Source organism: Streptomyces sp. NPDC093149 (genome assembly GCF_044754145.1).
GTDB lineage: Bacteria > Actinomycetota > Actinomycetes > Streptomycetales > Streptomycetaceae > Streptomyces.
This window is the reverse complement of the sequence record NZ_JBIVON010000003.1, coordinates 63,561-89,586: the sequence shown is the minus strand read 5'-3', so window position 1 is coordinate 89,586 and position 26,026 is coordinate 63,561. Positions and strand designations below refer to the sequence as shown.

The 26,026-nt window shown below is 68.8% G+C and carries 27 protein-coding genes and 3 pseudogenes; 12 read left to right on the top strand and 18 right to left on the bottom strand.

Annotated elements, in window-relative coordinates; genetic code table 11:
• Nucleotides 1–90: 90 nt before the first annotated feature.
• The 4 genes from menC to ACIQCZ_RS10880 all read right to left on the bottom strand — a co-directional run bounded on the left by menC (nucleotide 91) and on the right by ACIQCZ_RS10880 (nucleotide 4,754).
• A complete protein-coding gene (gene menC / locus ACIQCZ_RS10895; protein ID WP_376294613.1) occupies nucleotides 91–1,194 on the bottom strand; it encodes an o-succinylbenzoate synthase in 1,104 nt (367 codons plus the stop codon).
• Nucleotides 1,191–2,087, bottom strand: a complete 897-nt coding sequence (locus ACIQCZ_RS10890) for a GNAT family N-acetyltransferase (RefSeq protein ID WP_402281389.1) — start codon at nucleotides 2,085–2,087, stop codon at nucleotides 1,191–1,193. The genes menC and ACIQCZ_RS10890 overlap by 4 nt, the downstream gene beginning before the upstream one ends.
• Nucleotides 2,088–2,172: 85 nt before the next feature.
• On the bottom strand, nucleotides 2,173–3,282 hold the full coding sequence (locus ACIQCZ_RS10885) for a M20 family metallopeptidase (protein WP_402281388.1): 1,110 nt from the start codon (nucleotides 3,280–3,282) through the stop codon (nucleotides 2,173–2,175).
• Nucleotides 3,279–4,754, bottom strand: coding sequence for an amidohydrolase family protein (locus tag ACIQCZ_RS10880; RefSeq protein WP_402281387.1), 1,476 nt, complete (start codon nucleotides 4,752–4,754; stop codon nucleotides 3,279–3,281). Before ACIQCZ_RS10880 ends, ACIQCZ_RS10885 begins: the two co-directional genes overlap by 4 nt.
• Nucleotides 4,755–4,870: 116 nt before the next feature.
• Between ACIQCZ_RS10880 and ACIQCZ_RS10875 the strand changes: the two genes are divergently transcribed.
• Nucleotides 4,871–5,098 (top strand): DUF5131 family protein, encoded by a 228-nt coding sequence (locus ACIQCZ_RS10875; RefSeq protein ID WP_402281386.1) that lies wholly within the window; start codon nucleotides 4,871–4,873, stop codon nucleotides 5,096–5,098.
• A 44-nt stretch (nucleotides 5,099–5,142) separates the two neighbouring features.
• Here ACIQCZ_RS10875 and ACIQCZ_RS10870 read toward each other — a convergent pair whose 3' ends face one another.
• Together ACIQCZ_RS10870 and ACIQCZ_RS10865 are read right to left on the bottom strand one after the other, a co-directional pair.
• Nucleotides 5,143–5,277, bottom strand: a complete 135-nt coding sequence (locus ACIQCZ_RS10870; RefSeq protein ID WP_402282182.1) for a hypothetical protein — start codon at nucleotides 5,275–5,277, stop codon at nucleotides 5,143–5,145.
• A gap of 33 nt (nucleotides 5,278–5,310) precedes the next feature.
• Nucleotides 5,311–5,763: pseudogene (locus ACIQCZ_RS10865) on the bottom strand (IS6 family transposase); the annotation flags it as partial.
• Nucleotides 5,764–6,619: 856 nt separating this feature from the next.
• Here ACIQCZ_RS10865 and ACIQCZ_RS10860 point away from each other — a divergent pair.
• Entirely contained in the window at nucleotides 6,620–6,757 is a 138-nt protein-coding gene (locus ACIQCZ_RS10860; protein ID WP_157987036.1) for a hypothetical protein, read from the top strand.
• 303 nt (nucleotides 6,758–7,060) lie between these two features.
• Here ACIQCZ_RS10860 and ACIQCZ_RS10855 read toward each other — a convergent pair whose 3' ends face one another.
• The 11 genes from ACIQCZ_RS10855 to ACIQCZ_RS10805 form a co-directional block, all read right to left on the bottom strand.
• Nucleotides 7,061–7,294 (bottom strand): hypothetical protein, encoded by a 234-nt coding sequence (locus ACIQCZ_RS10855; RefSeq protein WP_402281384.1) that lies wholly within the window; start codon nucleotides 7,292–7,294, stop codon nucleotides 7,061–7,063.
• A gap of 317 nt (nucleotides 7,295–7,611) precedes the next feature.
• Nucleotides 7,612–8,160, bottom strand: a complete 549-nt coding sequence (locus ACIQCZ_RS10850) for a DUF2087 domain-containing protein (protein ID WP_402281383.1) — start codon at nucleotides 8,158–8,160, stop codon at nucleotides 7,612–7,614.
• A gap of 70 nt (nucleotides 8,161–8,230) precedes the next feature.
• Complete coding sequence (locus ACIQCZ_RS10845; protein WP_402281381.1) at nucleotides 8,231–8,563, bottom strand: DUF6204 family protein; 333 nt, start codon at nucleotides 8,561–8,563, stop codon at nucleotides 8,231–8,233.
• Nucleotides 8,564–8,705: 142 nt separating this feature from the next.
• The gene (locus tag ACIQCZ_RS10840; protein WP_402281380.1) at nucleotides 8,706–10,397 is read right to left on the bottom strand and encodes an MFS transporter; all 1,692 of its coding nucleotides are present in this window, start codon (nucleotides 10,395–10,397) and stop codon (nucleotides 8,706–8,708) included.
• The gene (locus ACIQCZ_RS10835; protein ID WP_402281379.1) at nucleotides 10,394–11,149 is read right to left on the bottom strand and encodes a TetR/AcrR family transcriptional regulator; all 756 of its coding nucleotides are present in this window, start codon (nucleotides 11,147–11,149) and stop codon (nucleotides 10,394–10,396) included. The genes ACIQCZ_RS10840 and ACIQCZ_RS10835 overlap by 4 nt, the downstream gene beginning before the upstream one ends.
• A 413-nt stretch (nucleotides 11,150–11,562) precedes the next feature.
• On the bottom strand, nucleotides 11,563–12,027 hold the full coding sequence (locus ACIQCZ_RS10830) for a hypothetical protein (RefSeq protein WP_402281378.1): 465 nt from the start codon (nucleotides 12,025–12,027) through the stop codon (nucleotides 11,563–11,565).
• A gap of 27 nt (nucleotides 12,028–12,054) precedes the next feature.
• The gene (locus ACIQCZ_RS10825; RefSeq protein ID WP_402281376.1) at nucleotides 12,055–12,795 is read right to left on the bottom strand and encodes an MFS transporter; all 741 of its coding nucleotides are present in this window, start codon (nucleotides 12,793–12,795) and stop codon (nucleotides 12,055–12,057) included.
• Between the two features lie 495 nt (nucleotides 12,796–13,290).
• Nucleotides 13,291–14,616 carry an IS4 family transposase gene (locus ACIQCZ_RS10820; protein WP_402281375.1) on the bottom strand — a complete coding sequence of 442 codons (1,326 nt, stop codon included), beginning with the start codon at nucleotides 14,614–14,616 and terminating at the stop codon, nucleotides 13,291–13,293.
• Nucleotides 14,617–14,788: 172 nt separating this feature from the next.
• Complete coding sequence (locus ACIQCZ_RS10815) at nucleotides 14,789–14,941, bottom strand: hypothetical protein (protein WP_402281373.1); 153 nt, start codon at nucleotides 14,939–14,941, stop codon at nucleotides 14,789–14,791.
• A 135-nt stretch (nucleotides 14,942–15,076) separates the two neighbouring features.
• A complete protein-coding gene (locus tag ACIQCZ_RS10810) occupies nucleotides 15,077–15,580 on the bottom strand; it encodes a class I SAM-dependent methyltransferase (protein WP_402281371.1) in 504 nt (167 codons plus the stop codon).
• A 190-nt stretch (nucleotides 15,581–15,770) separates the two neighbouring features.
• On the bottom strand, nucleotides 15,771–16,247 hold the full coding sequence (locus tag ACIQCZ_RS10805) for a hypothetical protein (protein WP_358862993.1): 477 nt from the start codon (nucleotides 16,245–16,247) through the stop codon (nucleotides 15,771–15,773).
• A 133-nt stretch (nucleotides 16,248–16,380) separates the two neighbouring features.
• Between ACIQCZ_RS10805 and ACIQCZ_RS10800 the strand changes: the two genes are divergently transcribed.
• The 3 genes from ACIQCZ_RS10800 (at nucleotide 16,381) to ACIQCZ_RS10790 (ending at nucleotide 20,025) form a co-directional block, all read left to right on the top strand.
• Nucleotides 16,381–17,637 carry a histidine kinase gene (locus ACIQCZ_RS10800; RefSeq protein WP_402281369.1) on the top strand — a complete coding sequence of 419 codons (1,257 nt, stop codon included), beginning with the start codon at nucleotides 16,381–16,383 and terminating at the stop codon, nucleotides 17,635–17,637.
• Complete coding sequence (locus ACIQCZ_RS10795) at nucleotides 17,625–18,269, top strand: response regulator (RefSeq protein WP_402281367.1); 645 nt, start codon at nucleotides 17,625–17,627, stop codon at nucleotides 18,267–18,269. The genes ACIQCZ_RS10800 and ACIQCZ_RS10795 overlap by 13 nt, the downstream gene beginning before the upstream one ends.
• Nucleotides 18,270–18,885: 616 nt before the next feature.
• Nucleotides 18,886–20,025, top strand: a complete 1,140-nt coding sequence (locus tag ACIQCZ_RS10790; RefSeq protein WP_402281365.1) for a hypothetical protein — start codon at nucleotides 18,886–18,888, stop codon at nucleotides 20,023–20,025.
• Nucleotides 20,026–20,454: 429 nt separating this feature from the next.
• Here the strand turns inward: ACIQCZ_RS10790 and ACIQCZ_RS10785 are convergent, their stop codons facing one another.
• Complete coding sequence (locus ACIQCZ_RS10785) at nucleotides 20,455–20,754, bottom strand: hypothetical protein (RefSeq protein ID WP_402281363.1); 300 nt, start codon at nucleotides 20,752–20,754, stop codon at nucleotides 20,455–20,457.
• 330 nt (nucleotides 20,755–21,084) lie between these two features.
• Here ACIQCZ_RS10785 and ACIQCZ_RS10780 point away from each other — a divergent pair, with 330 nt between their 5' ends.
• From ACIQCZ_RS10780 to ACIQCZ_RS10750, 7 genes and pseudogenes are all read left to right on the top strand, one after another.
• Entirely contained in the window at nucleotides 21,085–21,612 is a 528-nt protein-coding gene (locus ACIQCZ_RS10780) for a GNAT family N-acetyltransferase (protein WP_376220570.1), read from the top strand.
• Between the two features lie 90 nt (nucleotides 21,613–21,702).
• Entirely contained in the window at nucleotides 21,703–23,139 is a 1,437-nt protein-coding gene (locus tag ACIQCZ_RS10775) for an IS1380 family transposase (RefSeq protein WP_402282136.1), read from the top strand.
• Between the two features lie 221 nt (nucleotides 23,140–23,360).
• A pseudogene (locus tag ACIQCZ_RS10770) lies at nucleotides 23,361–23,624 on the top strand (helix-turn-helix domain-containing protein); the annotation flags it as partial.
• Between the two features lie 193 nt (nucleotides 23,625–23,817).
• A pseudogene (locus ACIQCZ_RS10765) lies at nucleotides 23,818–23,964 on the top strand (hypothetical protein); the annotation flags it as partial.
• Nucleotides 23,965–23,995: 31 nt separating this feature from the next.
• Nucleotides 23,996–24,331, top strand: a complete 336-nt coding sequence (locus ACIQCZ_RS10760) for a hypothetical protein (protein WP_376471802.1) — start codon at nucleotides 23,996–23,998, stop codon at nucleotides 24,329–24,331.
• A gap of 13 nt (nucleotides 24,332–24,344) precedes the next feature.
• Nucleotides 24,345–24,677: an integrase core domain-containing protein gene (locus ACIQCZ_RS10755; protein ID WP_376471795.1), complete on the top strand. Its 333-nt coding sequence runs from the start codon at nucleotides 24,345–24,347 to the stop codon at nucleotides 24,675–24,677.
• 280 nt (nucleotides 24,678–24,957) lie between these two features.
• Nucleotides 24,958–26,013, top strand: coding sequence for a hypothetical protein (locus tag ACIQCZ_RS10750; protein WP_402281361.1), 1,056 nt, complete (start codon nucleotides 24,958–24,960; stop codon nucleotides 26,011–26,013).
• Nucleotides 26,014–26,026: the final 13 nt, after the last annotated feature.

Sequence of the window (26,026 nt, the reverse complement as noted above, 5' to 3'; positions counted from 1 at the left end):
GTCGGTGTCAGCACCGCCCAAAGGTAACCCCGGCCGCACCGGAACCTGTTGGTCCGATCCGACGGGATTTCACGGCGAGTTCGTCGCGTGCTACGAACCGAGCCATACCGTCGAGGTCGTGACCTCCGCCAGCAGGTCGGGAATCGGGGTGACGCCGAGGCCCGGCCCCTGAGGCACGCTCAGGTGTCCGTCCTTCAGGACGAACGGTTCCGTGATGTCGGTCCGGTAGAACCGGTCCGACGCCGAGGTGTCGCCGGGCAGGGTGAACCCGGGCAACGAGGCGAGCGCGACGTTGGCCGCCCGCCCGAGCCCGGTCTCGATCATGCCACCGCACCACACGGGGATCCCGTGGGCGGCGCAGACGTCGTGCACCCGCCGTGCCTCAAGGTATCCACCGACCCGGCCGGGCTTGATGTTCACGATGCGACAGGCACCCAGCGTGATCGCGTCGGCAGCGGAACGGGCGGACACGATCGACTCGTCGAGGCAGATCGGCGTGCGGATACGACGGGCCAGCTCGGCGTGGCCCAGGAGGTCCTCCTCGTCCAGGGGCTGCTCGATGAGGAGGAGCTCGAAGGGATCCAGTCGGGCGAGCTGGGACACGTCGGACAGCGTGTACGCCGTGTTGGCGTCGACCTGCAGCAGCACATCGTCGCCGAAGCGCTCCCTCACCGCTCGCACCGGCTCGACGTCCCAACCGGGTTCGATCTTCAGCTTGATCCGCACGTAGCCGGCGTCGAGATAGCCGCCTACGGCGTCCAGGAGCTGTGGGACGGAGTCCATGATGCCGACCGAGACTCCGCAGGGCACGGAGTCCCGGGTGGACCCGAGCGCGGTGGCGAAGGACAGGTCGTGTGATCGGAGTTCAGCGTCGAGCACGGCCATTTCGAGTGCGGCCTTCGCCATCCGGTGACCCTTGAACCTGGCCAGGCGGGGCGCGACTCGGCTCGCGGTGACCTCGCCCTCCATCAGGGCCGGGACCAGAAAGTTCCGCAGCACGTGCTCGGCCCCGTCGACGTACTCCGAGGAGTAGAGCGGCTCTTCCATCGTGACGCACTCGCCCCAACCCTCGCCGTTCGTTGTCACGACTCGTATGAGCAGCAGTTCCCGTACGTTCTGCGTACCGAACGACGTCCGGAACGGTGCCACCAAAGGCATCTGGACACGCAGAAGTTCCACACCATTGGGCTTCATGACGACTTCTCCCTTGAGACCACGTACCAGCCGGCACGATCGAATCCGATGACCCTGGCTTCCTCCGCCATCAGGCCTCCCAACACCTCCCGCAGCGCGACGCGCCACGCTTGGCCCTGATCCGGGTCCGTGCGCCGGAGTGTCTCGATGTCGGGCGGCACGGCGACCAGCACGACCGGCCCGTCGGCCACTGCGGTCAGCGGTCCCCCGTCAGGTGCGACCGACAGGGCAGGGGCCGCACCGCGCTCTCGCAGCGCGGCTGCTTCGACTCGGGCAGCCTCACCGAGCGAAGCGGTGGACGCCGCCGGGGCGGAAAGCTCCCAACGGACCATCAGCCGGTCGGTGTCTCCGGCGCCGTTGATGCCGTCGCGCATCGGCCCGTAGAAGTCGGGCAGGTAGCGCGCCGGGCCGGCGCCGAGTTTGGCCAGGTTGAAATACGCGTTCCGCCGCACCAGGGGATCGAACGTCCAGGTGACCAGCGAGACGTCCTGGCGCAACACCCAGGCGCGCTGGTGCAGTTTGAGGGCGAATCCGATCCCCCTCCCGAGCCCTTGCGGCGCCACGCCGGCGATGTGGCTGTGCAGGCTCGCCTTGGCCGGGCTGCCGAAGAAGCCGAGGCAGGCTCCCAGCAGTTCCTCCCCTTCGTACGCGCCCGCGACATAGTTCCCCGCCGCGGCCATCGCCCGCAACAGCTCTGTCGTCACCGGTTGGGCACTGGTGCCCGGCTGCCAGATCGATGCGAAGAGCTGGCAGACATCGGTCAGGTCGGACACCTCGGTCAGGTCCCGGATTTCCACACGTGAGGCGGCGGCAGCAGCGGTCGCGGCGGCCAGCGCGGCTGCGCTCACGGCCGGGGAAACCAGACCTGACTCATATGTCGCAAGATCTCTCACGGGACTTTCCTTTCCGGGCTTACCGGGCGGGTCACCGTGGTGCCGCACCAGGGTTGTCCGCCGCGTTCGTCGTAGCGCACAGAGTTCAATTCGCCAGCACGGCGTCGATCAGGGCGGTGAGCAGGGCGGTGCGCCGTGGCAGTTCGGCTACGACGACGTGTTCGTCGTCAGCGTGCGCACCGCCGCCCACGCCGCCGAGGCCGTCGAGGGTGGGGATCCCGAGGCCGGCGGTGAAGTTCCCGTCCGAGGCGCCACCGACAGCGGCGGCGGTAAGAGCTCCGAGGCCGAGTTCGGCAGCGATCGTTGCAGCGAGGTCGAACAGCCTCGACGACGCGTCCGCCTGCAACGGCGGGCGGTTGATGCCACCCGAGATGCGGATCCGCGAGCCCTCGAGTACGGGGCGGAGGTCCCGCACGGCCCGGTCGACCCGCCGCTGCTCGGTCTCGTCCCACACACGTACGTCGACCGCCACGCTGGCGCCTGCGGGAACCGTGTTGGTCGTGGTGCCGGCGGAGAGGGCCGTTGGCACGACGGTCGTGCCCCGCTCGGCGTCGGCCAGTGCCGCGACTGCGAGGATCTGGTGCGCCGCCTCCACCCCGGCGTTCACCCCCTTCTCCGGTTCGAGCCCGGCGTGCGCGGCCCGGCCGTCCACTTCGATCCGGTACAGGGAGGCGCCTTTGCGGCGGCACTTCAACGCTCCGCCGCCTGCCGACGCCTCCAACACGAACACCGCGTCGCAGCCGCGAGCCTCTTCCTCGATCAGCCGCCGCGACGACGGCGAGCCGATCTCCTCGTCACCGGTGACCAGGATCGAAAGACCCGACCGGTTCCCGGCGGCAGCAGCGGCGTGCAGCGCCATCACGACACCTGCCTTCATGTCGAAGCAGCCCGGCCCGCGCAGCACTCCGTCCCGGACGGAATACGGGTGTGTCTCCAGCGATCCGGTGGGCCACACCGTGTCGTGGTGTCCGAGCAGCAGCACACGCGGCGCCTCGCCGAACCGCCACCTCAGGTGCGTGCACCCGTCGATCACCACGCGATCCGGTTCCGTGCCCAGCAGCCTGCGCCCCAGTGCCGCCACGACGTCTGCGCTGCGGGCGACGGCTTCGTGATCGGACGACGGCGACTCGCACCGCACCAGGGTCTCGATGTCCGCGACGAGAACCTCCACCACCTCCGCGCGCGTCGCCGTCATCGCGGCTCACCTCGCAGCGGCTGTCCGGGAAGCGCGTCGACCTGCAGCTCCCCCGCGCTGACCACTGGGACACCACCGACAAACAAGTGCCGCACGCCCACAGACGGCCGCGTGGGCGCGAAGTAGGTCGCGCAATCGGTGATCGCTACGGGGTCGATTACTACGATGTCGGCGTCCGCGCCGACCCCGAGGTGTCCCTTCGCCCGGGCGCCCGGCGCCACCTCGTCGAGGACCCGCGCCGGCAGGTGGGCACACCGCCGGAACGCCTCCGGCCAGTCCCAGGCACCGCTCTCCCGCACCATCACGCGCAGCGTCTTGGTGAACGTTCCCGCGGTGCGCGGGTGCGTCGTTCCCCCGGGCGGCAGTGGCCACTCGGTGCTGTCGTCGCTGCCGTCGGGCCAGAAGACGGGCATCGCGTCACTGGCGACAATCGCGTCCGGGAAGGCCAGCGCCTGGTGCAGCATCGCGAGCTCGCGCGGGTTGCCCTCGTCGAGGAACTCCAGAATGCAGGGCGCCCCGGGGTCGCTGTTCCGCAACTGCCGCAGGCGCCCCTCGTCGGCGATGCGCTCCCCCGATTCGAGCATCACGACACTCGACGGGGACAGGCCCTTCATACGCAGGCGTTCGGCGTCGAGGAAGGCCGCTCCGATTGCCGTGCTGCCGGCCCCGTACGGGTAGGCCTCGACCGTCACCCGAGATCCCGACCGCCGTGAACCGTCCAACGCACCGAGTACCCGGTCGATGTGGTGGCCCGAAGTGCTGTTGACGTGGCAATGGTGCATCGCTGCTCCGGTCTCGGCCGCGGCGATGACGATCTCCTCGGAGCCGTCTGCGGGAGTTCCGGGATCCACCTCGACCAGCTCGCGGACGTGGGTGTACGTCGGCACGCCGGCCTTCGCGGCAAGCCGGGCGACAGCAAGGAACTCGGCAGGCTCACTGTGGGGCGCGTACCCGAGGAGGACTCCGATGCCGAGCGCTCCGGCGCTCAGCTCCCCCTCGATCAGGGCCAGCCACTCAGCGAGTTCACGATCGGTGGAGGAGCGCTGCCATGCGCGGTTTCCCAGCACCGCGAGACCGCTCCCGATCTGTGCGTCGGGCTGGATGCCGGCGAGCACCTGGGCCCGGGCACCACCCCACGAGGCGGAGAAGCCGTAGTGCAGCGGGCGTCCGTCCGCTGCGGCCTCGGCGTACGCACGTCCGATGGGCATGAGGCCCGCTTCCAGGTCGAGGGCCGTTGTCACGCCGTCCATGGCCTGCAGCCGCTGCCCCGCGATGGAGTGCACATGGCTGTGCAGGTCGACGAACCCCGGACCGACGACCAAACCCGTGACGTCGACGACCGCGCATCCCGGTGGCGCGTCGAGCCCTGCGGCGACGGCGCTGACCACGCCGTCGGACACGAGGACGTCGGCGATGCCGTCGAACCCTGTTCCCGGATCAATGACACGGCCGCCACGCAAAAGTGTCTGCATGCTTTCGTCTCCTCGTCGAGGACGCACTGGAGCACCTGCTGGCCTCCAGTGCGACCCTAGGAGGGAGATCAGGCACCGCTGTTGGTCCAGGCCGACGAATCCGTGACGGCTTATTCATGCACCCCGACGAACCCGGCACGAAGTACTGCTTCTTCTCCGGGCTGGACATGCCCGGGACGACCGAGCAGAAGAACCCGCGGACGGTGTTCGTGAACTCCATGTCGGATCTGTTCCATGCCCGGGTGCCGCTGGACTTCGTACGGCAGGTCTTCGAGGTCATGGCGGACACGCCGCAGCATACATACCAGGGGCGCTGTCACGTTGTTGGGTGTGTATGTGCCTGACGGGGCGTCGGGGCAGGGTGGGCCCCCCGGGTCCGGGCCTGTGTTCAGGCCGTGATGGGCCAGCCGACAGCGCCGGTGATCTCGTCCCAGATGGCGAAGCGGTGGCGGATTTCGGCTCGGTAGTCGTGTGTGGTCATCAGGTGGTCGTGTGTGGTCATCAGGTGGTCGTGTGTGGTCATCAGGTGGTCGTGTGTGGTCATCAGGTGGCGGCGGGGTCGGAAGTGGGGCGAGATCCCGCTGAATGCGGACAGGAAGCGTCGGGCCCCACCTACGGAGCGGAAGCCCTTCATCGCCCGTTCACGCTGCCTGGTTGGCCCGGGCCGCGGCAGTGTCCCGGCGGTTCTGCACGAGGATGTCCAGGACATTGCCATCCTGATCCACGGCCCGCCACAGGTACTTCCGCTCACCGTTGACCTTGATGAAGACCTCGTCCAGAACTTGTCGCCGGGCCGGGGCTGCCGGCGGCGCAGCGCGCTGGCGTAGCACTGCCCGAACTTGGCACACCAGCGGCGGACCGTCTCATGCGAGACGACGACACCGCGCTCGAGCATCAGCTCCTCCACCTCACGGAAGGACAGCGGAAACCGGAAGTACAGCCACACACAGTGCGAGATCACCTCGACCGGGTACCGATGGCCCTTGTACGACGGCGACACGTCCCCCACGGACAACCCTCTCCAGCCTGATCAACCCGAAGATCAGCCCACTCAGCCAGCCAACGTGACAGCGCCGGCGCACGAGTTCCGCGAGGACGGGGCGATGTCGTCGCGGGGGACGTCGGCGTAGTCGATGGCCTGTCCGATGCGCTGCCGCTGCCCGGCTGCTTGGTGACTCCGGTAACCAGCCACGTTGGTCTCACACCGCGTGGCGACGGTTCGCCGATTACTGCGGAGAAGCACAGGAGACAACGGCCGGAGGGGGGCGGACTGGTTGGGGGCGTTGCTGACATAGGCGTACGGCGAGGAGTTGGGCGTTCCGGCCGTGGAGGGTTCCGGGTCGATGGTGGTGAAGCGGCGGTTGGCGGGGCATGGGTATGGTCGCGTCGGTTCATCCGGCCGCCTATGTACGGGTTTCACGGTGCGGGGGCCTGCCGGTGCGGGACCACGTGCCGCCAACCATGTCCGGCTCCGCAGAAACCCGCCAGGCCTGACCGCAGGCGCGCGGAAAAGGAAAACACTACCCGCCCGATCCTCCCCGAATACCGATGTTCAACGCGGCGTAGTCAGCACCAACTCAGCACGGGACAGGTGATCAGGGCTGCTGACATGCGGTTTCAGCGCAGCGCCCAACCAGCACGGGAGTCACCACCAGGACTCCGAACCATACCGAACGACGCAACTCGGACAGGCGCCTGCCGGTCTGCGCCACGGTCCTCCAAGCAGTCTCGACATGCCTGTCACGGTGGCCCCGCGCACACCCGGTCCAAGAACTATGGTGTCCCGCCACATGTGCCTCTGACTTGCCCATTCCTACGGTGTGGCGACACGAAACCGTCCCCGCCAACGTCCGGAAGTGGTACCCATGGCCGCCTCGGCATCCGCCCCACCGACCACCCGCTCGCTCAAGCGCATCGTCGCCGCGAGCCTCATCGGGACCACCATCGAGTGGTACGACAACTCATCCGATCAGAGCTACGACCTGCTGTTTTCCCGCCACTGACCCGCCGAAGTCAGCACCGAACCAGCACCGGAGATTCTCGTGCTGGGTGAGGGATCGAGAAAAGTACGCTCAAGCCGGTTCGGAACTCGGCCACGGACCCTGAAGAAGGTCACTCACCGTAGCAAGCATCCAGTACGCCCCCGACACGGGTCTCCTCGTGATCCCGGACGATCCGGCGAAGGACTTCGCCCGGGCTTCGCGGTCTTCGACGACTCCGTCCCCGCTCCGCGCACGTTCGTCATGGGCTGGCTGCGGAAGGAAAACGTCAGGCCGGCACCACCCAACGCGAAGTGCGATTCCTTCCTACCCGTACGCGTTCGTCTCGTCCCCCGGCCCGACAACGACTACGACACGCGTGCTGTGTCGGTCGCCGCCCCGCCCCACCACGGCGGGTCCGTTCTCGACCGGCACATGGGCTATCTCTACAGCAGCGCGCTGCACGTCGGCATCCTTCCTGAACTCCTCCGGATACGGAGGCTTGCGTCCCACCTGGACATCCCTCTCTGGACCGTCAAGATCCATTGTCAGGGTGTCCACTCCACAGGATCATCCTCACCCGGACACCTGACCCCAACTACATGATCCGAACCTCGAACAGCTCCTAGAGATCGAGGTAACACCCCAGCTCAAGGGATGCGATGTTTGAGATCCGGAAGAACCGGACGGTGGCTCAGGGGCGAAGGATCCTGGTCCGTGAGCGGGAGGAGTACTTCCGGCTCTGGCCGCCCACGCAAAGCGCTCGACTGGGAAGCCCCAGCCGAGTGCCTGCATAGACTCTTCGCGGCCTGATCAAACCGACCACGTGTTGCAACTGCCCCTAGAACCCACCGAGTGTGCGGGGCCTTCCGCGGTCTTCATCCGGCGTAGCCCACCAGGGCGGCGAGCCGGTAGCGTCCGGACTCGCGGGCCAGGAGTCCGTCGTCGACGAGGGCGCGCCGCAGCGAGACGGCGTCCAGTGCGCCGCCCTCGCACCACGGCTGCAGGCGGTCGGTCACCGTCCGCTCGTCGTAGTCGTCGCCGGCGGCGAAGGTGCTCCCGGCGACGTGCCCGAGGACCGCGCGACGGGCGTCGGCGTCCTGCTCCGGCACGTTGACCAGGATGCCGCCGCGGATGTGGCCGCGCAGTTGCGGGTCGGGCTGGTCGGCCGCCGTCTCCTCCGCCACACGCCGGGAGGCGGTCTCCGCGGCCGCGGCGAGGGCGTCGTCGTCCAGGGCCAGCGAGCCGCGCCCCTGGACGAGCAGTCCGCTGCGGACGAGCCGCCCGATGGCCGGGGCGGCCTGCGGTGCGCCGAGCCCCGAGGCGGAGAGGATCTCCGCGGAGGTCGACGCGCCGAGGGCGGCCGCCGAGAAGACCCGGCGCAGCACCGGATCGGCCAGCTCGATGGCGAGTTGTTCGGGTGTCATGAGAGGGAACGCATCCTTTCTGAAGCCTGCCCGGCCCGTGTGCCCGGCAGGGGCCGGTTCCGTCAGGGGCTCAGCGGCCCTTCCGCTTGACCTTGATCTTGGACAGGTCGGTGGAGACCGATCGGAGGTCGCGGTACTCGCCCCCGAGCTTGCGGATGGCGGCCGCGGCCAGTTCCTCGGCCTGGCCCAGCACAAGTTCCTCGGTGTCCTCCTCGGTCGCCGGGATGAGGACGCGGAAGGTGAAGGTGAGCAGGGCCGGCTCGTAGGTGACGGTACCCTCCTCGGTGAACCGCGCCTTGAACAGGTCGTGTTCGCCCGCCTGGTCGGTCAGGGACGCACGCTGTTCATCGGTGAGCTCGGCGAACTTGCCGTGCGTGATGACCTGGTAGGTTGTACCGCTCATAACTGTGGTTCTCCAGTTGTGGATTCGTTCATCGGTCCGCGTTCCGCAGGCGCGCGCGGTGGAGGTGACCGCACGTCAGTCGATGACAGGTCAGCAGGTCAGCCCGGCGGCCGGGGTCGAGCACCCCTTCGACCGCCGAGGCTCACTTCTGCTCCGGCCGGTGCGTCCGGTGCGGCAGGAAGAACAGCAGGCCGGTGACGAGCACCAGGCCGCCGGCCGCCCAGTACAGAGCCTCGCTGTAGGTGGCGATGAAGGTCTTGGAGCGGATCTCGCCGAGGGTGGTGTCGATCGTCTTGACGTCGGCGCCGGAGTCCTGACTGGTGCCCGTGGCGCTCGGGAGCAGCGTGGTGCAGCTCTCCGGCACCTTGGTCGGGTCGGCCTGGCCGAGCGAGTCGGTCGCGCAGCTGCGGATCGCCCCGGCCTGGGCAGGTGCCACCGCCTGGACGGTCGGGATGACCTTGTCGGCTTGCGGGCCCGCGTTGCTCGCCAGGGCGGAGAAGAAGACACCGCCGATGATCGCCACGCCGAGGGCCGCGCCGAGCTGACCGGTCGCGTTGATGATGCCGGACGCTGCGCCCGCCTCCTGCGGCTTGACTTCGCGCAGGATCAGGCCGGTCAGCGGGGCCATCAGCAGACCCATGCCGGAGCCGAGCAGGAGCATGGACGGGACGGCGTGCCAGGAGGTTATGTCGCTCCCGGCGTGGTTCGCGACCCAGGCGTAGGAGGCGATGCCGAGCATCATCATCAGGGCGCCCGCCACCAGGGTGTACCGCCCGTACCGGGGGAAGAGCGTGCGCACCGCGATTGTGCCGACGATCGGGACCCCGAGCGAGAACGGGATCGCGGTCAGACCGGTGTGCAGCGCCGACCAGCCCAGGCCGCCCTGGAGGTAGAGCGTCCAGCTGAGGAAGAAGCCCGCCGGGACGGCGCTGAAGAGCATCTGCGCCGCGACGCCGGCGCCGAACGCGCGAACCTGGAACAGGGAGAGGATCACCAGCGGGGATCCGTCCTTGCGGGCCTTGTACCGCTCGTAGAAGACGAAGCCCACGATGACGGGCGCGGCGCCGAACAGGCAGGTGATGCTCCAGGCGGGCCAGTCGAGTTCACGGCCGAGCATGAGCGGCAGCATCAGCAGGAGCAGCCCGACGATCGCGAGCAGCATGCCGATCAGGTCCAGCCGCATCGCGTGCGGGGACTTCGACTCCTTCATCCACTTCGCGGCCCCGATCAGGGCGGCCGCGCCGACCGGCAGGTTGACCACGAAGATGCTCCGCCAGCCGAGGTCGAGCGGGCTCCAGTCGACCAGGGCGCCGCCGAGGATGGGGGCGGCGACGATGGCCAGGCCGATCATGCCCGCGTACAGACTGACGACGCGGCCGATCTCCTGCGGGGCGAACGTGACGTGGATGATCGCCAGGACCTGCGGGACCATGATCGCGGCGGCCACACCCTGGAGGATGCGGGAGGCGACCAGCATCTCGGAGTTCTGCGCGGCCGCGCACAGGGCGGAGGCCACGACGAACCCGGCGACACCGGTCATGAACATCCGCTTGCGGCCGAAGATGTCGCCGAGCCTGCCACCGGTGATCAGGATGGCCGCGAAGGAGAGTGTGTAGCCGGCCGTCACCGCCTGGATGACGACGGCCGACGCACCGAGGTCGCCCTGGATGGCCGGGATCGCCACGGTCACGATGTTGACGTCCAGCAGGTCCATGAAGGTGGCGACCAGCAGAACGGCCAGCGCGAGCCACCGCTTCGGGTCCGGCGCGGGGGCGTCGGAGGCGACAGGCGGTCCGGCGGTCGGCTGCTTCGCCCGCCCTGTCTTGCTGCTCATGGGTTCTTCTCCGGCTTCTCGATCGATGGCGTCCGCCCCTTGGTGGTCGGACGCCCGGGGGACGGGCGGGAGGCTTCCTCGGCGGGCGCGGGGTTCCGGGAGAGCGCGCTCCACGAGCGCATCAGCAGCTCGATGGCGTTCGCGACGGTGTCGATGTCGCTGTCCTCGGGGGAGAGCACGCGCTGGATGGACAGGCCGTCGCCCAGCGAGTGGAGAACAAGAGCCAGGAACTCGACGGGGGCCGGGGGAGCCACCGAGCGGGCGGCAAAGCCCTGCTCCAGCGCCTGGGCGAGCGCGGCGCGCGAACGCCGCTCGCGGTCCGCGAGAACCGGCAGCAGCTCCGGGTCGCGCAGGCCGTAGAGCCAGAGCTCGGTGCGCAGGGCGAGCCAGCTGCCGAGGGTCTCGTCGCGCTGGCGGTACCAGGACCTCAGGTGCTCCATCAGGCTGTCGAACGACCCGGCGTCGCGGTCGATCTCCTGCATCTCTTCCAGCTCGTGCTGGGTGCGCTGCTCCAACAGGGCCAGGACGAGCTCGTGCTTGCCATCGAAGTTGCCGTAGAACGCGCCGCGGGTGTAGCCGGCGCGCTCGACGATCTGCTCGACCGAGGTGCCGTTGACGCCGTGCTCGGCGAAAAGTTCGGCTGCGGCCTGCAGCAGCCGCTCGCGGGTGAGTTCCCGGCTCTGCTGCCGGTTGAGTCGCCTGGTGATCGCGATCGCCTCCTGATGCGTCGTCGGATACGAGACTGTATCCAAATACAGGTCTGTATCTAAAATGGTTTTCCGCACGACGACGGGCTGCCGCCGGCGCCCAAGGGAGGCGGCGGCAGCCCGAGGACGACCGGCGGAACGAATCCCGAGGTCAGCGCACGTAGCGGCGCATCAGTCGGTCCAGTTCCGCGGCCGGGTCGGCGGTGATCCCGCCGTGAACCGGCCGCAACGGAGTGGAACGCGGCAACAGCCATGTATGTCGACATCGCCGCTGACGCGAAGACGTCCCGGCCGGGGCTCGACCCCGTCATTGCAGTTGCCGCGTGAGGGCGACACCCTGAGGGTGACTCGCCTCGACCGATTGTCCCGCCCGGTGCCACACCCGGTGACTCTCGGCGCCGAGTTGACACACCCCCGCGTCCTCGGCGTGCGCGTCGGCCCCGCACCCCGCGCGGCGATCAACGTCCGGTTGGCGCGCTGTGTTCCGCCGCTGGAGCGGCGAGTTCGGGCCCTGGCCTCCATGCCGGGGCCACCATGCCGCGCCCGGCCACCAGGGCCGCTACCGTCTGGGTGGCCGCGACGACGACCATCAGCAGAAGCGGGGCCCTACCGGAGCTCAGCGAGTGGAGGAGGCCGAAGACCACCGGCCCGACGGCCGCCAGCAGATAGCCGACGGACTGCGCCATCGCGGACAGCCCGCCGACCGAGGCCGCGTCCTGGGCCCGCAGGCTGATGAACGCCAGGGCGAGCACCAGGCAGGCGCCGCCGCCGAGGCCGAGGACCACAGTCCACAGCAGTACCCACCGAGGCTCCGCGAAGAGGCCGGCATAGCCGACCAGCAGGACCACGGAACAGGCCGTCGCCAACCCCCGCTGGTCCCGCGCCCAGCGCATCGCCCGGGGCACCGCCAGGCTGGTAAGCACGGCGACGACCTGGAACCAGAAGAGCAGTCAGCCGGCCGTCGCCGGGCTGACCCCGTTGTCCTGGAGAACCTGCGGCAGCCAGGTCACGACGACATAGAAGCCCAGTGACTGCAGTCCCATGAAGGCAGTGACCGCCCAGGCCAGTCCGGAGCTCCAGGGCAACTGCTGCCCGCTCCGCGCCGGCCCGGCCGGCCCGGAAGTCCGCATCTGCGGCAGCCACACCAGCACCGACACCAGGGCGAAGACCACCCACAAGCCCAGCGCGGTGTGCCAGCCACCGGGAGCAGCCTCGGCGATCGGCACCGCCACTCCGGAGGCCAGAGCTGCCACTCCTCCCATCACCATGGCGTAGGCGCTGGTCAGCAGGCGGACCTTGGTCGGGAAGTCGCGCTTGATGAGGCCCGGCAGCAGTACGCTGCCCACCGCGATGCCCGCGCCGATCAGCACGGTGCCGATGAGCAGGCCTGCCGCCGTGGGGATCCAGCGGACCGCGATGCCGATTGTCAGCACCACCAGCGGGCCGCCGAGGAGCCGTTCCTCCCCCCACCGCGCGGCCAGCTTTGGCACCAGCGGCGACAGAGCCGCGAACGCCAGCAGCGGCAGCGTGTTCAGCATGCCTGCGGCGGCCGGAGCCAGGCCCAGGTCGGACTGCACGCGGTTCAAGAGTGGCCCGACACCGGTCAGACTCGCCCGAAGGTTGGCGGCCACCACCAGCAGCCCCCACACCAACAGCACTTGACCGGCGCGTCGCGTCGACGTGTTCTCCATGCCTTGAGCATCGGTCGGCGGGACGACGGGTATCAGTGCGACAGCACCAGTGCCTCGTCACTCGTGAGCTTGATCGTGACCTGGCTATCACTCATGCACACCCCTACAACTCAGCCCGCCCTCGACCGCACGAACCTACTGGCCTTGGACCTTGACCAAACACATAGGGCCACCCCCCGCAGCCCTCAGACCGTCAACCACTACATGAAGCTGCACGGCCTGCCGGGCGTCAGCGCCCGCAACACGCGTTCTACGCCTCCGACGGCCACAAGATCGGGGCAGCGACCCACAACGTAGGCGTCCGACAGGCGCCAGAGGAGGCCGCGGTTGTCAAGGCGTGGGTCAAGGCCGCGCCCGCGCTGGCGATCCTGCCCCCGAGGTCCCAGACGGATGGCCTGGGCTCAGTACGCCAAAAACAGCTGGGCTGAATACCTCGAAGCTGTTCAATCCACCGACTAGTCCCAAGGCCGTGAAGTTTGCGGCTGGGGCATGTCGTCAAGTGCCTGCGGCCGCAAGGATTTCGATGCTGGTGGTGGCTTTGTAGTTGGTGCGGTCGATGCGGGGGCCGCGGGCCTGGTACTTGGAGATGGCGCGTTTGACGATGCGGGGGCTCACCCGTAGTCGCCGCTCGGGCAGCAGGCCGGCCAGGACGTGTCGGCCGATGGTGCCGGCCAGGTCGACGACGGTGTCGGCGATGACGCCCGCGGCCAGGACGACCTGGTCGCGGGCGGCCTGCCAGGCGATGGAGAAGCCGGCCCGGTCCGGATCGGTGCCGGGTCGGGTGCTGGTGGCGTCGGCCATGGCGGTCCGCAACAACTGGTAGACCACCAGCAGGGCGTATATCTCCTGGTCGACGCCCTCGGGGGTGCGGGCCCGCAGAACCCGGCCGCCGAGGATGGTCGACTTCAGTTCCAGGTAGGCCGTCTCGATCTCCCAGCGCTGGTGGTAGAGGGTGGTCAGTTCGGCTGCTGGGTGGCGGTGGTGGTCGAGCAGGGTGGTGGCGAGCCGGTAGAGGCCGGTGTGTTTCCCGGCGGTGGTGGTGATGGTGATCTCGCAGTCGATGACGCGCACGCGCAGGGAACCCAGCACCGAGAGGCAGGAGCCGTCGGGGAAGCGGGCCAGGATGGGCATCCGGCGGCCGTTCTTGAGCCGGACCAGGACCTCGGCACCGGTGGCCGCGATGTCGGCCAGGAGCCTTTGAGCGCCGAAGTTGCGGTCGGCCAGCAGGATCATCCCGGGCCGCAGGCTGGGCAGCAGGCGCGGGGCGTAGGTGGTCTCGCCCGCGGTGGTCGGGCCGAATACCGCGTCGATGAGGGTGCGGGTTCCGCAGGCGACCAGGGCGAGCAGACGGACCTGCGGGTATCCGGTCCCGCCGTGGTTGCCCGCCTGCTTGGTGAACCGGGTCAGGACGGCGGGGGTGTCCGCGACCGTCAGGGTGGTGCCGTCGAGGGCGACCACCAGCAGGTCGCGCCAGCGGATCCCCGGCCCGTGCCGGGTTACGGCCGGGCCGCGCAGCAGGTCGAACAGCCACCGCAGCGGTCTGCTGCCCACACGCCGGCGGGCCTGGGCCAGCGCGCTCGCCGTCGGCGCGACCACCGGCAGCCCGGCCAGTGCCCCGGTGAGCTTGCGCCACACGCCGAGGTATCCCGCCTCCGGGAACAGGCACGCGGCCAGGACCAGGTACACCACGACCCGGGAGGGCAGATCCCGCAGCCGCGACTGCACGGCCCTGGTCGCGCTCAGCGCCTCGTCGACCATCTCGAAGGGAACAAGCTGGGTGAGTTCACCGAGATGACCTGGCGCAAACCGCCCTCCGGCCACCGTGACGACACGCGTGATGGCACACTGTTCGGACAGCGGAGCCTCCGGTCTTTGTGAACGGCTTGTCTTGGTCGACTGCCAGTTCTACCGGGGCTCCGCTCCTCATGTCCGGCGAAACCGCCTACGGCCTCCTGGACAACCCCGCCAGGCCCATAACTTCACGGCCTTGCGACTAGTCCCCGCGACTTCGAGGACCGATCTTGCGGTCCGGGGAGCCGGACGTGCTCTGGACGCCGAGCATGGCGGGGTAGGCGAGCGCGGCGGGGGTCAGACCCGGTGCACCGGTCACGAAGACGGTTCCCGCCCTGTTGCGGGAGATGGGCACGCTGCCTCCGGACGCGAGCGGCTTGTACGGCAGGAGGTACGGGCCGGCCGCCGGGATCCGTCAGCTCCGCGGGTAAAGAAACCAGCCGCCCGGCCGCGTCCCCGGCCTCCCGGGGCAGTACACCCGGGCCCGTCCCTACGCTGCCGCGGCGCGGGGGCGGAAGCGGGCTAGGTAAGCGAGGGTGGAGCCATGGTGTGCGGCCAGGTGGAGGCCGGAGTCGTCGGCGAGGCGGTGCAAGGTGCCGAAGGGGATCCAGTGGCGGCCGGAGAACTCGCCGACCACCAGTCGGCCGCCGGGGGTGAGCACCCGGACCGCCTCGGCCAGCACCCGCTCCGGCTCCGGTACCTCGCCCAGCGCGGTCACCAGGTACATGGCGTCGAACGTGCGGTCAGGGAAGGGGAGTTCACGAGCGTCACCTCGGGTGGGCGTGATGTTGACGACGCCGTGCCGTTCCGCGCGGCGCATCACGTGGTCGAGCATCTCCGGCTGGATGTCCAGGACGTCCAGCCGTCCGTCCGGGCCAAGTTGGGGAGCGACGTGCAGCGACTGCAGGCCGGTGCCGGGACCGACTTCCAGCACCCGCTCACCTGGCCTGGGCCGCAGCACGGCGTCCAGGCGGTTCGCGGTCAGATGCGGCAACGGCAGGTCCAGCGGCTTGTGTTGGGCGTACGGGTAAGGGGCCCTTGTCGCCGAACCACAGGGCGCCGGCGACGACGGCACCGGCGGCGAGCGCCCAGCGGACGGCGGGCTTGGCCAGGACAGCGTGAGACATGGATCTCCTCCGGTGGGACGGTGGCGTACGGGAAGTGAGCGGGGCCGGGAGCGAGGATCAGGCCGTCGGGCGGGCAGCCCCTCGTACCGCCAGCACGACGCACACCACCGCCAGTGGCAGTTCCGCGCCGAGCGCCATCGCTATCGCCGAGACCTGATCCGCGCCCGGTGCCGCGGTCATCGTGTCGAACCAGGCGTCGACCACCAGCAGCGTCGCGGTGGCGGTGGCCGTCAGGGCGTGCAACTGGTGGCCGCGTACGGCCAGCAGCCCAGTGGCGATCAGCCCCAGCGCCTCCAAGGCGTCCAGGCCGATCCAGGCGGTGCACCAGTTCGAGGCGATGGCGGTCCCCGGCAGACCGTTGGCCAGCACGACCAGCCACGGCAGCAGGGCCAGCCCGCAGCCGACCAGGACGTGTTCCAGGCGGTACCGGCGGCGGATGCGCGGACCGGTCGAGCCGCGGGCCTCGTCCTGAAGTCGGCAGACGCTCAGCGTGCTCATCGGATCGTTCTCCTCGCGTTCCTGACGTTCCTTCACGGCCTCAAGCCTCGTCCGCCCGGCGCTCATGGTCAGTAACGCGAATGTCCGTTGTGGGGGTGGCACTAGCTACACCCCGAGGCGGATGCTCTTGCCATGGCCCACCCCCGGCCCGGACACCTACCGTTTCCCCATGCACACAACCGCCCGCCTGCGGCGCCTACTTCTGTTCCCGTTCCAGGGAGCCGGACGACCGGTCTCGTTCCTCGTCACGGGCGTCCTCGTCCAGCTCGGCGTCCTCTTCGTCGTGTCCCTGCTGTGGCTGCTCTTCGTCCCGGTCCTCGACCCGGCGGGCCAACTGCCCGTCGCGGTGTTCGTCGCGTTCGCGGCCGTCGTGCTCGCCGGGCCGCTGCTGACCGAGGTGCAGCGCGGCCGCTTCCGCACCCGGCTCGACGTGGCCATCCCCTCGCCTTACGCGGGACAGCGGCCCCGGCTGCCGGAGCGGCTGCGATCCCGGGCGGGGCACCGGCAGCTCAGGTACCACCTGCTGGACGGGCCGCTGCTCGCTCTCGCGGGGTCCTTCACCCTCCTGGCATGGGTCGTGGCCGTCACCGCCACCTCGATCTACCTGTGGATCTGGCTGGTGCCGCTGGACTGGCGCGTCGACCATCCCGGCTACTACACCTGGGCGGCGTACGTCACCGCGGCGGGGCTCGCCCTGCTCCACATCGCGCGGTTGTCGACCGACGCCCTCTCCCGGCTCGACACCCGCACCGCCACCGTCCTGCTCGGGCCCAGCCGCGAGGAGCAGTTGGCCCGCCGGGTCGAGGACCTGACCGAGAGCCGGACCGGCCTGGTGGACGCGGTCGACGCCGAACGGCGGCGGATCGAACGGGACCTGCATGACGGCGCTCAGCAGCGGCTGGTCTCCCTGGCGGTCAACCTCGGCCTGGCCAAGGCCACGCTCCAGGACCTGCCCGAGGACGCCCGCCAGGTGATCGACGAGGCGCACCGGGAGGCGAAGGACGCGATAGAGGAGCTGAGCGGCCTGGTGCGCGGACTGCACCCGGCCGTTCTGGAGGACCGCGGCCTGGACGCCGCGCTGTCCGGCATCGCCGCCCGAGCACCCATCCCGGTACGGGTGAAGGTGGACGTGCCGTCACGTCCGTCTCCCACGATCGAGGCGGTCGCCTACTTCGTCGTCTCCGAAGCACTGACGAACGTGGTGAAGCACGCCGAGGCGTCCGGGGCCGAGGTGTCCGTGGAGCGCTTCGGGAAGACGCTGCTGGTCGTCATCAGCGACGACGGCGTGGGCGGCGCGGAACCCACCGGTGGTACCGGGCTGGCGGGGCTGGCCAAGCGGGTCGCCTCGGTCGATGGCACGCTGTCGGTCGACAGCCCCGTCGGGGGGCCGACCGTCATCACCGTGGAGCTGCCGTGCGTGCCGTGATCGCCGAGGATTCCGTACTGCTCAGGGTCGGGGTGGTCAAGGTCCTCGAGATGGCAGGGTTCGAGGTCGTCGCCGAAGTGGGCGACGGCGAGGCGCTGTTGGACGCGGTGGAGGAGCACCGGCCGGACATCGCGGTGGTGGACGTCCGTATGCCCCCCGGCTTCACGGACGAGGGAGTGCGTGCCGCGCTGGTCATCAGGCAGCAGTGGCCGCAGACTGCGGTGTTGCTGCTTTCGCAGTATGTGGAGGAGCGGTACGCGGCCGATCTGCTGTCCGCCAACACCTCAAGGATCGGCTACCTGCTCAAGCAACGGGTCGCGGACGTGGAGGAGTTCGCCGAGGCGCTGCGCCGGGTGGCCGCCGGCGGAACGGCGCTGGACCCGCAGGTCGTCTCGCAACTTCTGGTGCGCCGCCACAGCGATCCGCTGGACCGGCTCACCCCGCGGGAACGCGAGGTCCTGGAACTGATGGCGGGCGGCCGGTCCAACGCCGGGATAGCCGAGCGGCTCGTGGTCAGCGAGAGCGCGGTGGCCAAGCACATCAACAGCATCTTCGCCAAGCTCGACCTGCCGAAGGCGGACGCCGACCACCGCCGGGTGCTCGCCGTACTGCGCTTCCTCGGCGTGGCCTGATCCCGGCCGACCCTGCGGACCGCATCCCCTTCCGCTTGGGCCTTTCCGGCCTTTCTCCGGCATGACATCGGAGACAGCACCCGAGCCGAATTCGCCTACGCCCGGTCGCTGGGCAAGCCCGTGCGGTTCACGCACCCCGAAGTCGCCCCTGACGCCCGACCGCCCGCTGCCACCTCGACAACCAGGGCCAGCAGCCCGCCGCGCTGACCGTTTCGCGGTGGCTTCGGCCACCGCCCATCCCACACCCTCCGCAGGCATCCCTTGGAATTGATCATCTAGCTTCCGAGCCGAATAGCGCAGGGTTGGAACACCGACTCTTCCCCGGTCGGCAAAGACGACCCCATCTACCTGCGCGTCCACGCCAGTCCCGAAGGAGACGGCTACGACCGGCAGATCGCAACACTGCACCAGGTCGGCGCCCCAGAGAACTGGACGGCCCGTGCCTTCCCCCGGCAAGCAGTCCAGCACCACAACCAGCACTCTCAGGCAGAGCGGCTGCGGTAACGGAACGTCTCCCACCGAACGAGAGGAGGCCGCGCATGTCGGAGCACACCGGGGGGAACGCCCCGGATCAAGCGGCGGCCCATCGTGGTCGTGAGACGAGCGGGAGGTCACCATGCCCAACCGGTACGTGCGGCTCGCAGGGCTCGGCCAACGGCTGGACTTGACGAAACCAGACCTCGGAGTAGCAGGCGGCGCCGTCCTTCTCGAACAGCTCCTCACCGACCGCCGACTGCCCGTTCCGGTCCGTGGGCTCACGTGCGCGGAGGTGTGCGAGGAGCGGGGGTTCGTCGAGCCGATGTCGGTGTACCGCCGACTGGGCAAGGTGGTTGCTGCCCACATGCGCAGCAACGCCGAAGACCGGCACTACGGCGGCGGAGAATCCGACGAGCATAAGGCATACAAGGACCGGGCGGTCCGGGCGGCGGAGGATGGCGGGCACACTGCCGTGCAGGAGCGACCGAGCAAGGACCGCGCGGTCCGTAGCGACGTCCTCATCCGCGGTGCGGACGGGGTGCTCCTGGGGTTCGAGTCGCAGCTGTCTCCGCGCAACCCGCGTGAGATCCACGCCCGGGACGTGGCAGCTCGGCGGGCGGGTGTGCTGGACGCGTGGCAGACGGACAGCCAGGAGATGTCGCGGGACACGACGGTGCCGTGGTTGCGTACCGACCGCGTTCCCCTGGAGCTGATCACGAAGCGGGACTCTCCCATCCCGTTCCGAGGTGGAATCCGGCGCATCGAGCTCGCCATGTGCGACGAGCGGTTCCCGGGGCCGTGCCCGAAGAGGCGGACCGGCAAGTGCGGAGGCTGGCACCCGACCACCCGGCCTGCGGAACGCCCCTTCGATGAGTTCATCCGAGATGCCGCCTCCGGGCTCTACGTCCGGGCGATCGTCAAGGTGAAGCGGACCGCGTTCGAGTTCTGGACCCCGGCCGCAGACCAGACTGCGTACCTCGACGCAACGTCTGGCGAACCACCGGCTGTCATGCCGAGGCAACGACAGGCGAAGCGGCCCATGGAGGACGGTGACCCGACGTGCCACGTCCGGCCACCGGCCATGGCCGACCACGAGGCCGCGCCGCTCCCCTACATCCCGCCTCCCCGCCCGCCGCAGTCGGCACCGAGCACAGGGCCGACGGTAACGGGTGTGCTGCCGGTGGCGCACCGGGGCAAGTGCGGGGCCGGGGTGAGGCCATGCGGGGCACCAGCGCGGTTCTACGCGGCCGGATGGCTCTGCGATGACCACCGGCCATAGGTTGCAGGCACGGCCTCGTCGGTGCCCTGCAGGACACTGTTGAAGCCGGTTCGCCCTGTTCGACGCCGAGGGCAACAGCCTCGTCTCTCGGGGCGAAGACCAGCAGTTGGGACCGGACGGTAGCGCGAACAACACACCTAGCGCGGTTCCTGCGCGGCTGGAGTCCGTACAGCCCCAACCTCCGTTGCCCCACCCTGCTCCCGATCGCCCCCACAACATCCCACCGAAGCCTGCCTCTCCCAGGCGCCACCCGCACCAAGGTCCGGAACATTTCCGGACCACCAAGAAGCCGCAGGTACCGCCGATTTCGCTGGTCGGCCTGGGTACAGCTGCTGTACCAGCAGCAGACGGAGAATCTGCTGGTGTCCAGCGGACAGCGCAGGGACGGAACCGCCAACCTTGGCGCGTGGTGGGCGGGCATCGGCAGGCTCACCGCGGTGGAGATACGTCACGTATCAACCAACCGCGGTCTTCCAGTACTGCCGTGTGGGGCGCGGCATGGTCCTTCAAGGTCGCGAAGGCGAGAAGGTGAGTCGGGCGGGTGACAGCTACAAATATCAGCTGAATGGCCTGCTTCACGGTCTCCGAAGCCCGAGTGAGTTCGCCTTGCCCGGCGAGGAAGGCTATCGCCTGCCCGACATCATACTTCTGTCCGGTGCGTCCGAGGCAGTCGAGGATCAGGGTTGCGGTGTGTGATTCCCCCTTGGCCCTCTGGATGGTGCCGGCCACGCTCGTCCCCAGTCGGGTATGCGCCACGGCCTGTCGGGCGGCGGGCTTCAAGGGGGCCGGCAGGCTGTCCAGATCCCATGCGCTGACCTCGCCGTTTCGGTTGAGATGAGGCCGGAAGCAGGGAGAAAAACGAACGTGCCTTCTGAGCTGGGACGATGAACCTTGTCGAGGGGTTCTGTCGGTCCAGCGGAAGGCACTTTCTGCGTGCAGGGTATAGAGAGCACAAGCTGCGCGATCGACTCGATCCTCCGGCGGGCGTAGGGTGCGGCGGCGCCGGCGCCCTCGCATAGGCTGGCCGTCTCATCGACGCACCGCGACGAGGATCAGCCCATGCGCAGCAGCACCAGAATCCGCCTGATAGAGCCCACCGACGCCACCCCGATCGCCGCGCATCGAGTGCGGGACTTCGAGGCATTCCGGCCGTGGGAACCGGCCCAGCCGGCCGACTTCTTCACCCCGGAGGGCCAGGCGGAGCGGATCGACAGCCTGCTGGCCGGATACCGGGCTGGCACGGTCTGGCCGGGCGTAGTACTCGCCGACGACCAGGTGATCGGGCAGATCACCGTCGGAGGCATCCTGCCGCAGCCGCACCTGCGCCGCGGCTCCGTCGGATACTGGATCGCCAGCATCGCCCAGAATCAAGGGCACGCCGGACACGCCGTCGGGCTTGTACTCCGGGTGATGACGGACGAACTCGGGCTGCACCGCGCCGAGGCATCCACCAATCTGGAAAATCTGCCGTCGCAGCGGGTGCTGCGACGCAATGGGTTCAGCCCGTACGGCGTCGCGCACTCCTCGATCTTTCTCGACGGGAGCTGGCGGGACGGGCTGCTGTGGGAGCGGGTTCTCGGCGACTGACCTCGCTGCTTCGGTTGAGATGAGGCCTGAAGCGGGGAAGAAATACGAAAGTGCCTTCTGAGCTGGGACGATGAACCTTGTCGAGGGGTTCTGTCGGTCCAAGCGGAAGGCACTTTCTGCGTGCAGGGTATCGGTTCTCGTCCCAAGCTCCACGTCTCCGCTGACGGTTCGGGGGTGGTCGGGCACGCGGGCGCACGTTTGCTCGCAGATCTTGCCGATGCCACCGGTCTGACCACCGCCTGCTCCACTGCGCTCAGGCCGCTGCGACCGCGTGGCACCGGGCACGATCCAGGTCGGACCGCCACCGATCTCGCGGTGATGCTCGCCGACGGCGGTGAGGAGATAGCGGATCTGGCCGTGCTGCGGGACCAAGGCGAGGTATTCGGACCGGTCGCCTCCACACCTACCGCCTGGCGGTTGCTCGCCGACACCGACGGGGCAGTACTCGCTTCGCTGCGAGCGGCCCGCGCCTCAGCCCGGGAAGTCGCCTGGATGCAGGCCGCCGAGACCGGCCAGGGCATACCCGCCGTCCAGGCCGGCGGACGAGAACTCCCCGGCCTGGTCCTGTACCTCGACGCCACGCTGATCACCTCCCACTCGGAAAAGGAACAGGCCGCGCCCACCTGCAAAGGCGGCTTCGGCTTTCATCCGCTGCTGTGTTTCCTCGCGAACACCGGCGAGGCCATGTCCGGCCGACTACGGCCCGGCAACTCCGGAGCCAACACCGCCGCCGATCACATCGCGGTGCTGGACGACGCCCTCGCACAGATCCCCGACGCTCACCGGTACGGCACCCAGATCCTGGTCCGCGCCGACAGCGCCGGATCCGCGAAAGCCTTCCTCACCCACATCCGGACCTTGCGCGAGCACGGGTTGAACCTGCGGTTCTCGGTCGGATACGCCATCACCGAGCCAGTCCGTCGAGCAATCCGCTCACTGCCCGAAGACCTCTGGCATCCCGCCCTGGACCAGAACGGGACACTACGAGACGGCGCCGAGGTCGCCGAACTGACCGGCATGGTCGACCTCGCCGGCTACCCGGCTGGCACCCGCATCACCGTGCAGCGCGAACGACCGCACCCCGGCGCCCAACTGTCCCTGTTCGACCACGACGAGGGCCTGCGGCACCAGGTATTCCTTACCGATACCCCTTACTCCGGCGGCGGCTCCGCACAGTTCCTTGAGGTCCGCCACCGCGGACACGCCACCGTCGAGGACCACATCCGGTGCGGCAAGAACACTGGCTTCGGCCGCTTCCCCTCCCGCCATTTCGACGTCAACGCCACCTGGCTCGAACTCAGCCTCACGGCGATCGATCTCCTCGCCTGGGCCCGCGTCCTCCTGCTGGATGGCGAACTCGCCGCCGCCGAACCCAAGAAACTTCGCTACCGGCTGCTACACGTTGCCGCCCGCCTCACTCGGGGTGGACGCCGCCTCCGCCTGCGGATTTCGGCGACCTGGCCCTGGAGACACGAACTGGCCACGGCATTCCACCGCCTTGCCGCACTGCCCCGACCGGTTGACTGACCTGCGGCCCCCCGCCAGCCCACGATCCGAAGGACTCGGAAAACCCGACCATTGCGCCGGGACTCCACCATGCCCAGGCAACAGAATCGCCTCGACCACCCAACACTTGGTGATCAACGCAGCCGCCTCAGCCCAACCGAAACGGCGAGGCTAGGTTCAACCGGTCGGAGCAACAGTGCTGGTTGAGGGCGGTATGCGTGGCGAGGCTGGGTCGGCCGGGGATGTCGGACGAGACGAAGGCAGACTTGTGGCGACGGTGGAGGGCCGGGGAGTCGATCAGCGTCATCTCCAGGCAGATCGGCAAGCCGCCGGGCTCGGTGTTCACCGTCCTCAAGCACCACGGAGGGATCGCTCCCGAATCCCGCAAGACGCGGGCCGGAAGCCTGACCATGGACGAGCGGGAGGAGATCTCGCGCCGGCTCTGTGCCGGTGAGTCCTACCGGACGATCGCCGGCCTCCTGGGACGCGCGGTGCCGACGATCAGCCGTGAAGTCAACAACAACGGCGGACGCGACGTTTACCGGGCGATCGCTGCACAGGAGCGCGCACTTGATCGCGCTCGCCGCCCGAAGCAGTACCGCCTCGCCCGCAGACCCGCGCTGAGGCAGACGGTGGTGAGGCTACTGGAAGAGGAGTGGTCGCCCGGGCAGATCGTCGGCCACCTGCGTCGGCATCACGGTGACGACCCCGTCACGCGGATCAGCCACGAGACGATCTACCGATCGGTCTACACCACCCGAGCCGGCGGCCCGCACCGTTCGCGACCGGGAACTCAAGGCCCTGATCCAGGAGTCGTACGAGGCCACCTACCGTGTCTACGGCGCCAGGAAGATCTGGAGACTCTTGAACCGGCAGGGTGTCGCGGTGGCTCGGTGCACCGCGCGAACTCGGCATCACCGGCGCGGTCCGCGGCAAGCGAGTGATCACCACGATCCCCGACGCGAGTGCGCAACGGGCTCCGGATCCCGTGGACCGCGACTTTGTCGCCCCGGCCCCGAACCGCTGCTGGGTCGCCGACTTCACCCACGTCGCCACCTTCGCCGGCGTCGTCTACGTCGCCTTCGTCGTGGACACCTTCTCCGCCGCTTCGTGGGCTGGTCTGCGGCCACTTCGAAGGAGACTCGGCTCGTCCTGGACGCCCTCGAGATGGCTTTGTGGCAGCGCGAGCGAGATCAACGTCCTTATCAAGTAGGCAAGTAGGCGAGTTGATACATTACTCCGATGCCGGGTCGCAGTACACATCGTTCGCGCTCGCCGAGCACCTGGACCGGGCAGGCATCGCCGCGTCCACCGGATCGGTCGGCGACGCCTACGACAATGCCCTGATGGAGTCCACGATCGGCCTGTTCAAAACTGAGTTGACCAAGCCCCGTCGGCCCTGGAAGACACTCTCCGAGGTCGAGCTGGCCACCGCCGAATGGGTCGACTGGTACTGCCACCGCCGACTGCACGGTGAGATCGGGCACATCCCACCCGCCGAATACGAGACCAACTACTACCGAGCAACCACGAAACCCCAGGTCACAGTCACGACCTAGAGTCTCGATCAGACCCGGAACGGTTCACCCGCGTCGCCGACTGGATCGACACCGCACCCAGAACACGACGCCGGGCCACGCACTTCCGCACTCTGTGCTCAGCCACCGCATGATCTACCCAACTTCACCAGCAGAGTCGCGTCGTTGGGTTTCGCGTCGAGGGCGCGATGCATGAAGAGAGGGTGCCGTGTCCCGGCGGGGCGGGTAAAAGCCGGTCCGTAAGGAAAGATGGCAAGGCGCGGTCCTAACCCGTGCTGTAGCAGGCTGGAGGGAAGTTCTCGTGAGACGAACACCTGCAAACGCGGGCACCGAGATCGCAGGGTGGGCCATCCCAGGGGACGGCGGGCAATGGTCTGCCCCCCTGCAGTGCAAAACCCGGGACCTCTCGCTGCTCAACCCCGGCCTTCCCCACGTAGAGCCGCACGTCACGGCGTGGGCGCAGAAAGTGGGGCTGCTGTCTGCGGAAGCGGCTGAGCAGGCCCGCAGGGAGCGTCATATTGTCTTCGCCGGACGGGTCTGGCCATGGGCACCCCCGGAGCGGCTGGCAGAGCTGTCTCGCTTGGCCCTGTGGATGTTCGTCGTCGATGACCGCAGTGACGCCCGCGGGGACGATTCCGGATCGGTCGACACAGAGCTGCAAGCCATGATGCGCATCGTCACCTGCGCACAGGACGTTGTGCCCGAAAAGGCGCCGGGAACCGTACACGTCCTGGCAGAGGCCGTGCCCCGATTGGCCGATCAGATGAGCCCCGCATGGAGCGATCGCTTCCGCCGGCATCTGGCGGAATGGATACGCACCAACCGCGACATGATCCGGCGCCGGGTGGAACGCAGCGTACCCACGCCTTATGCCTACGTCGCCTGGCGCCGGATCTCCGGAGCGGTCGCCTGGTGCTTCGACCTCACCGAATACGCACAGGACGCGGAACTCACCGAGCTGGTGTGGTCCTCGCCGGCCTGCCGACGGCTGCGGGATACCGCCGCCGACATCATCTGCTGGACCAACGACCTGTACTCCCTCGGCAAAGAACTACGCACCGGCGAAACCAGCAACCTCGTCGTGGTACTGCAGCACCATCACCACTTGACGCTGCAGGACGCTGTCAACGAGGTGCACCGCCGGCTCTCCCTGCGAATCATCGAATTGCCTGCCGCAATAGTCAGTCTGCAGACCACCGCCCTCGCCATGAACCTGACGGTGCAGGAACAGGCCGCAGTTGACCGGTACGTGGACGGGATCCGCGCATGGGCGCGTGGGTTTCTCGAATACAGCCAGGAATCGGCACGGTACGCCGAGGCCCCCGTTCCCCCAGCAACGGCGGGGCTGCGGTTGTGAGCCAGAATCGCTT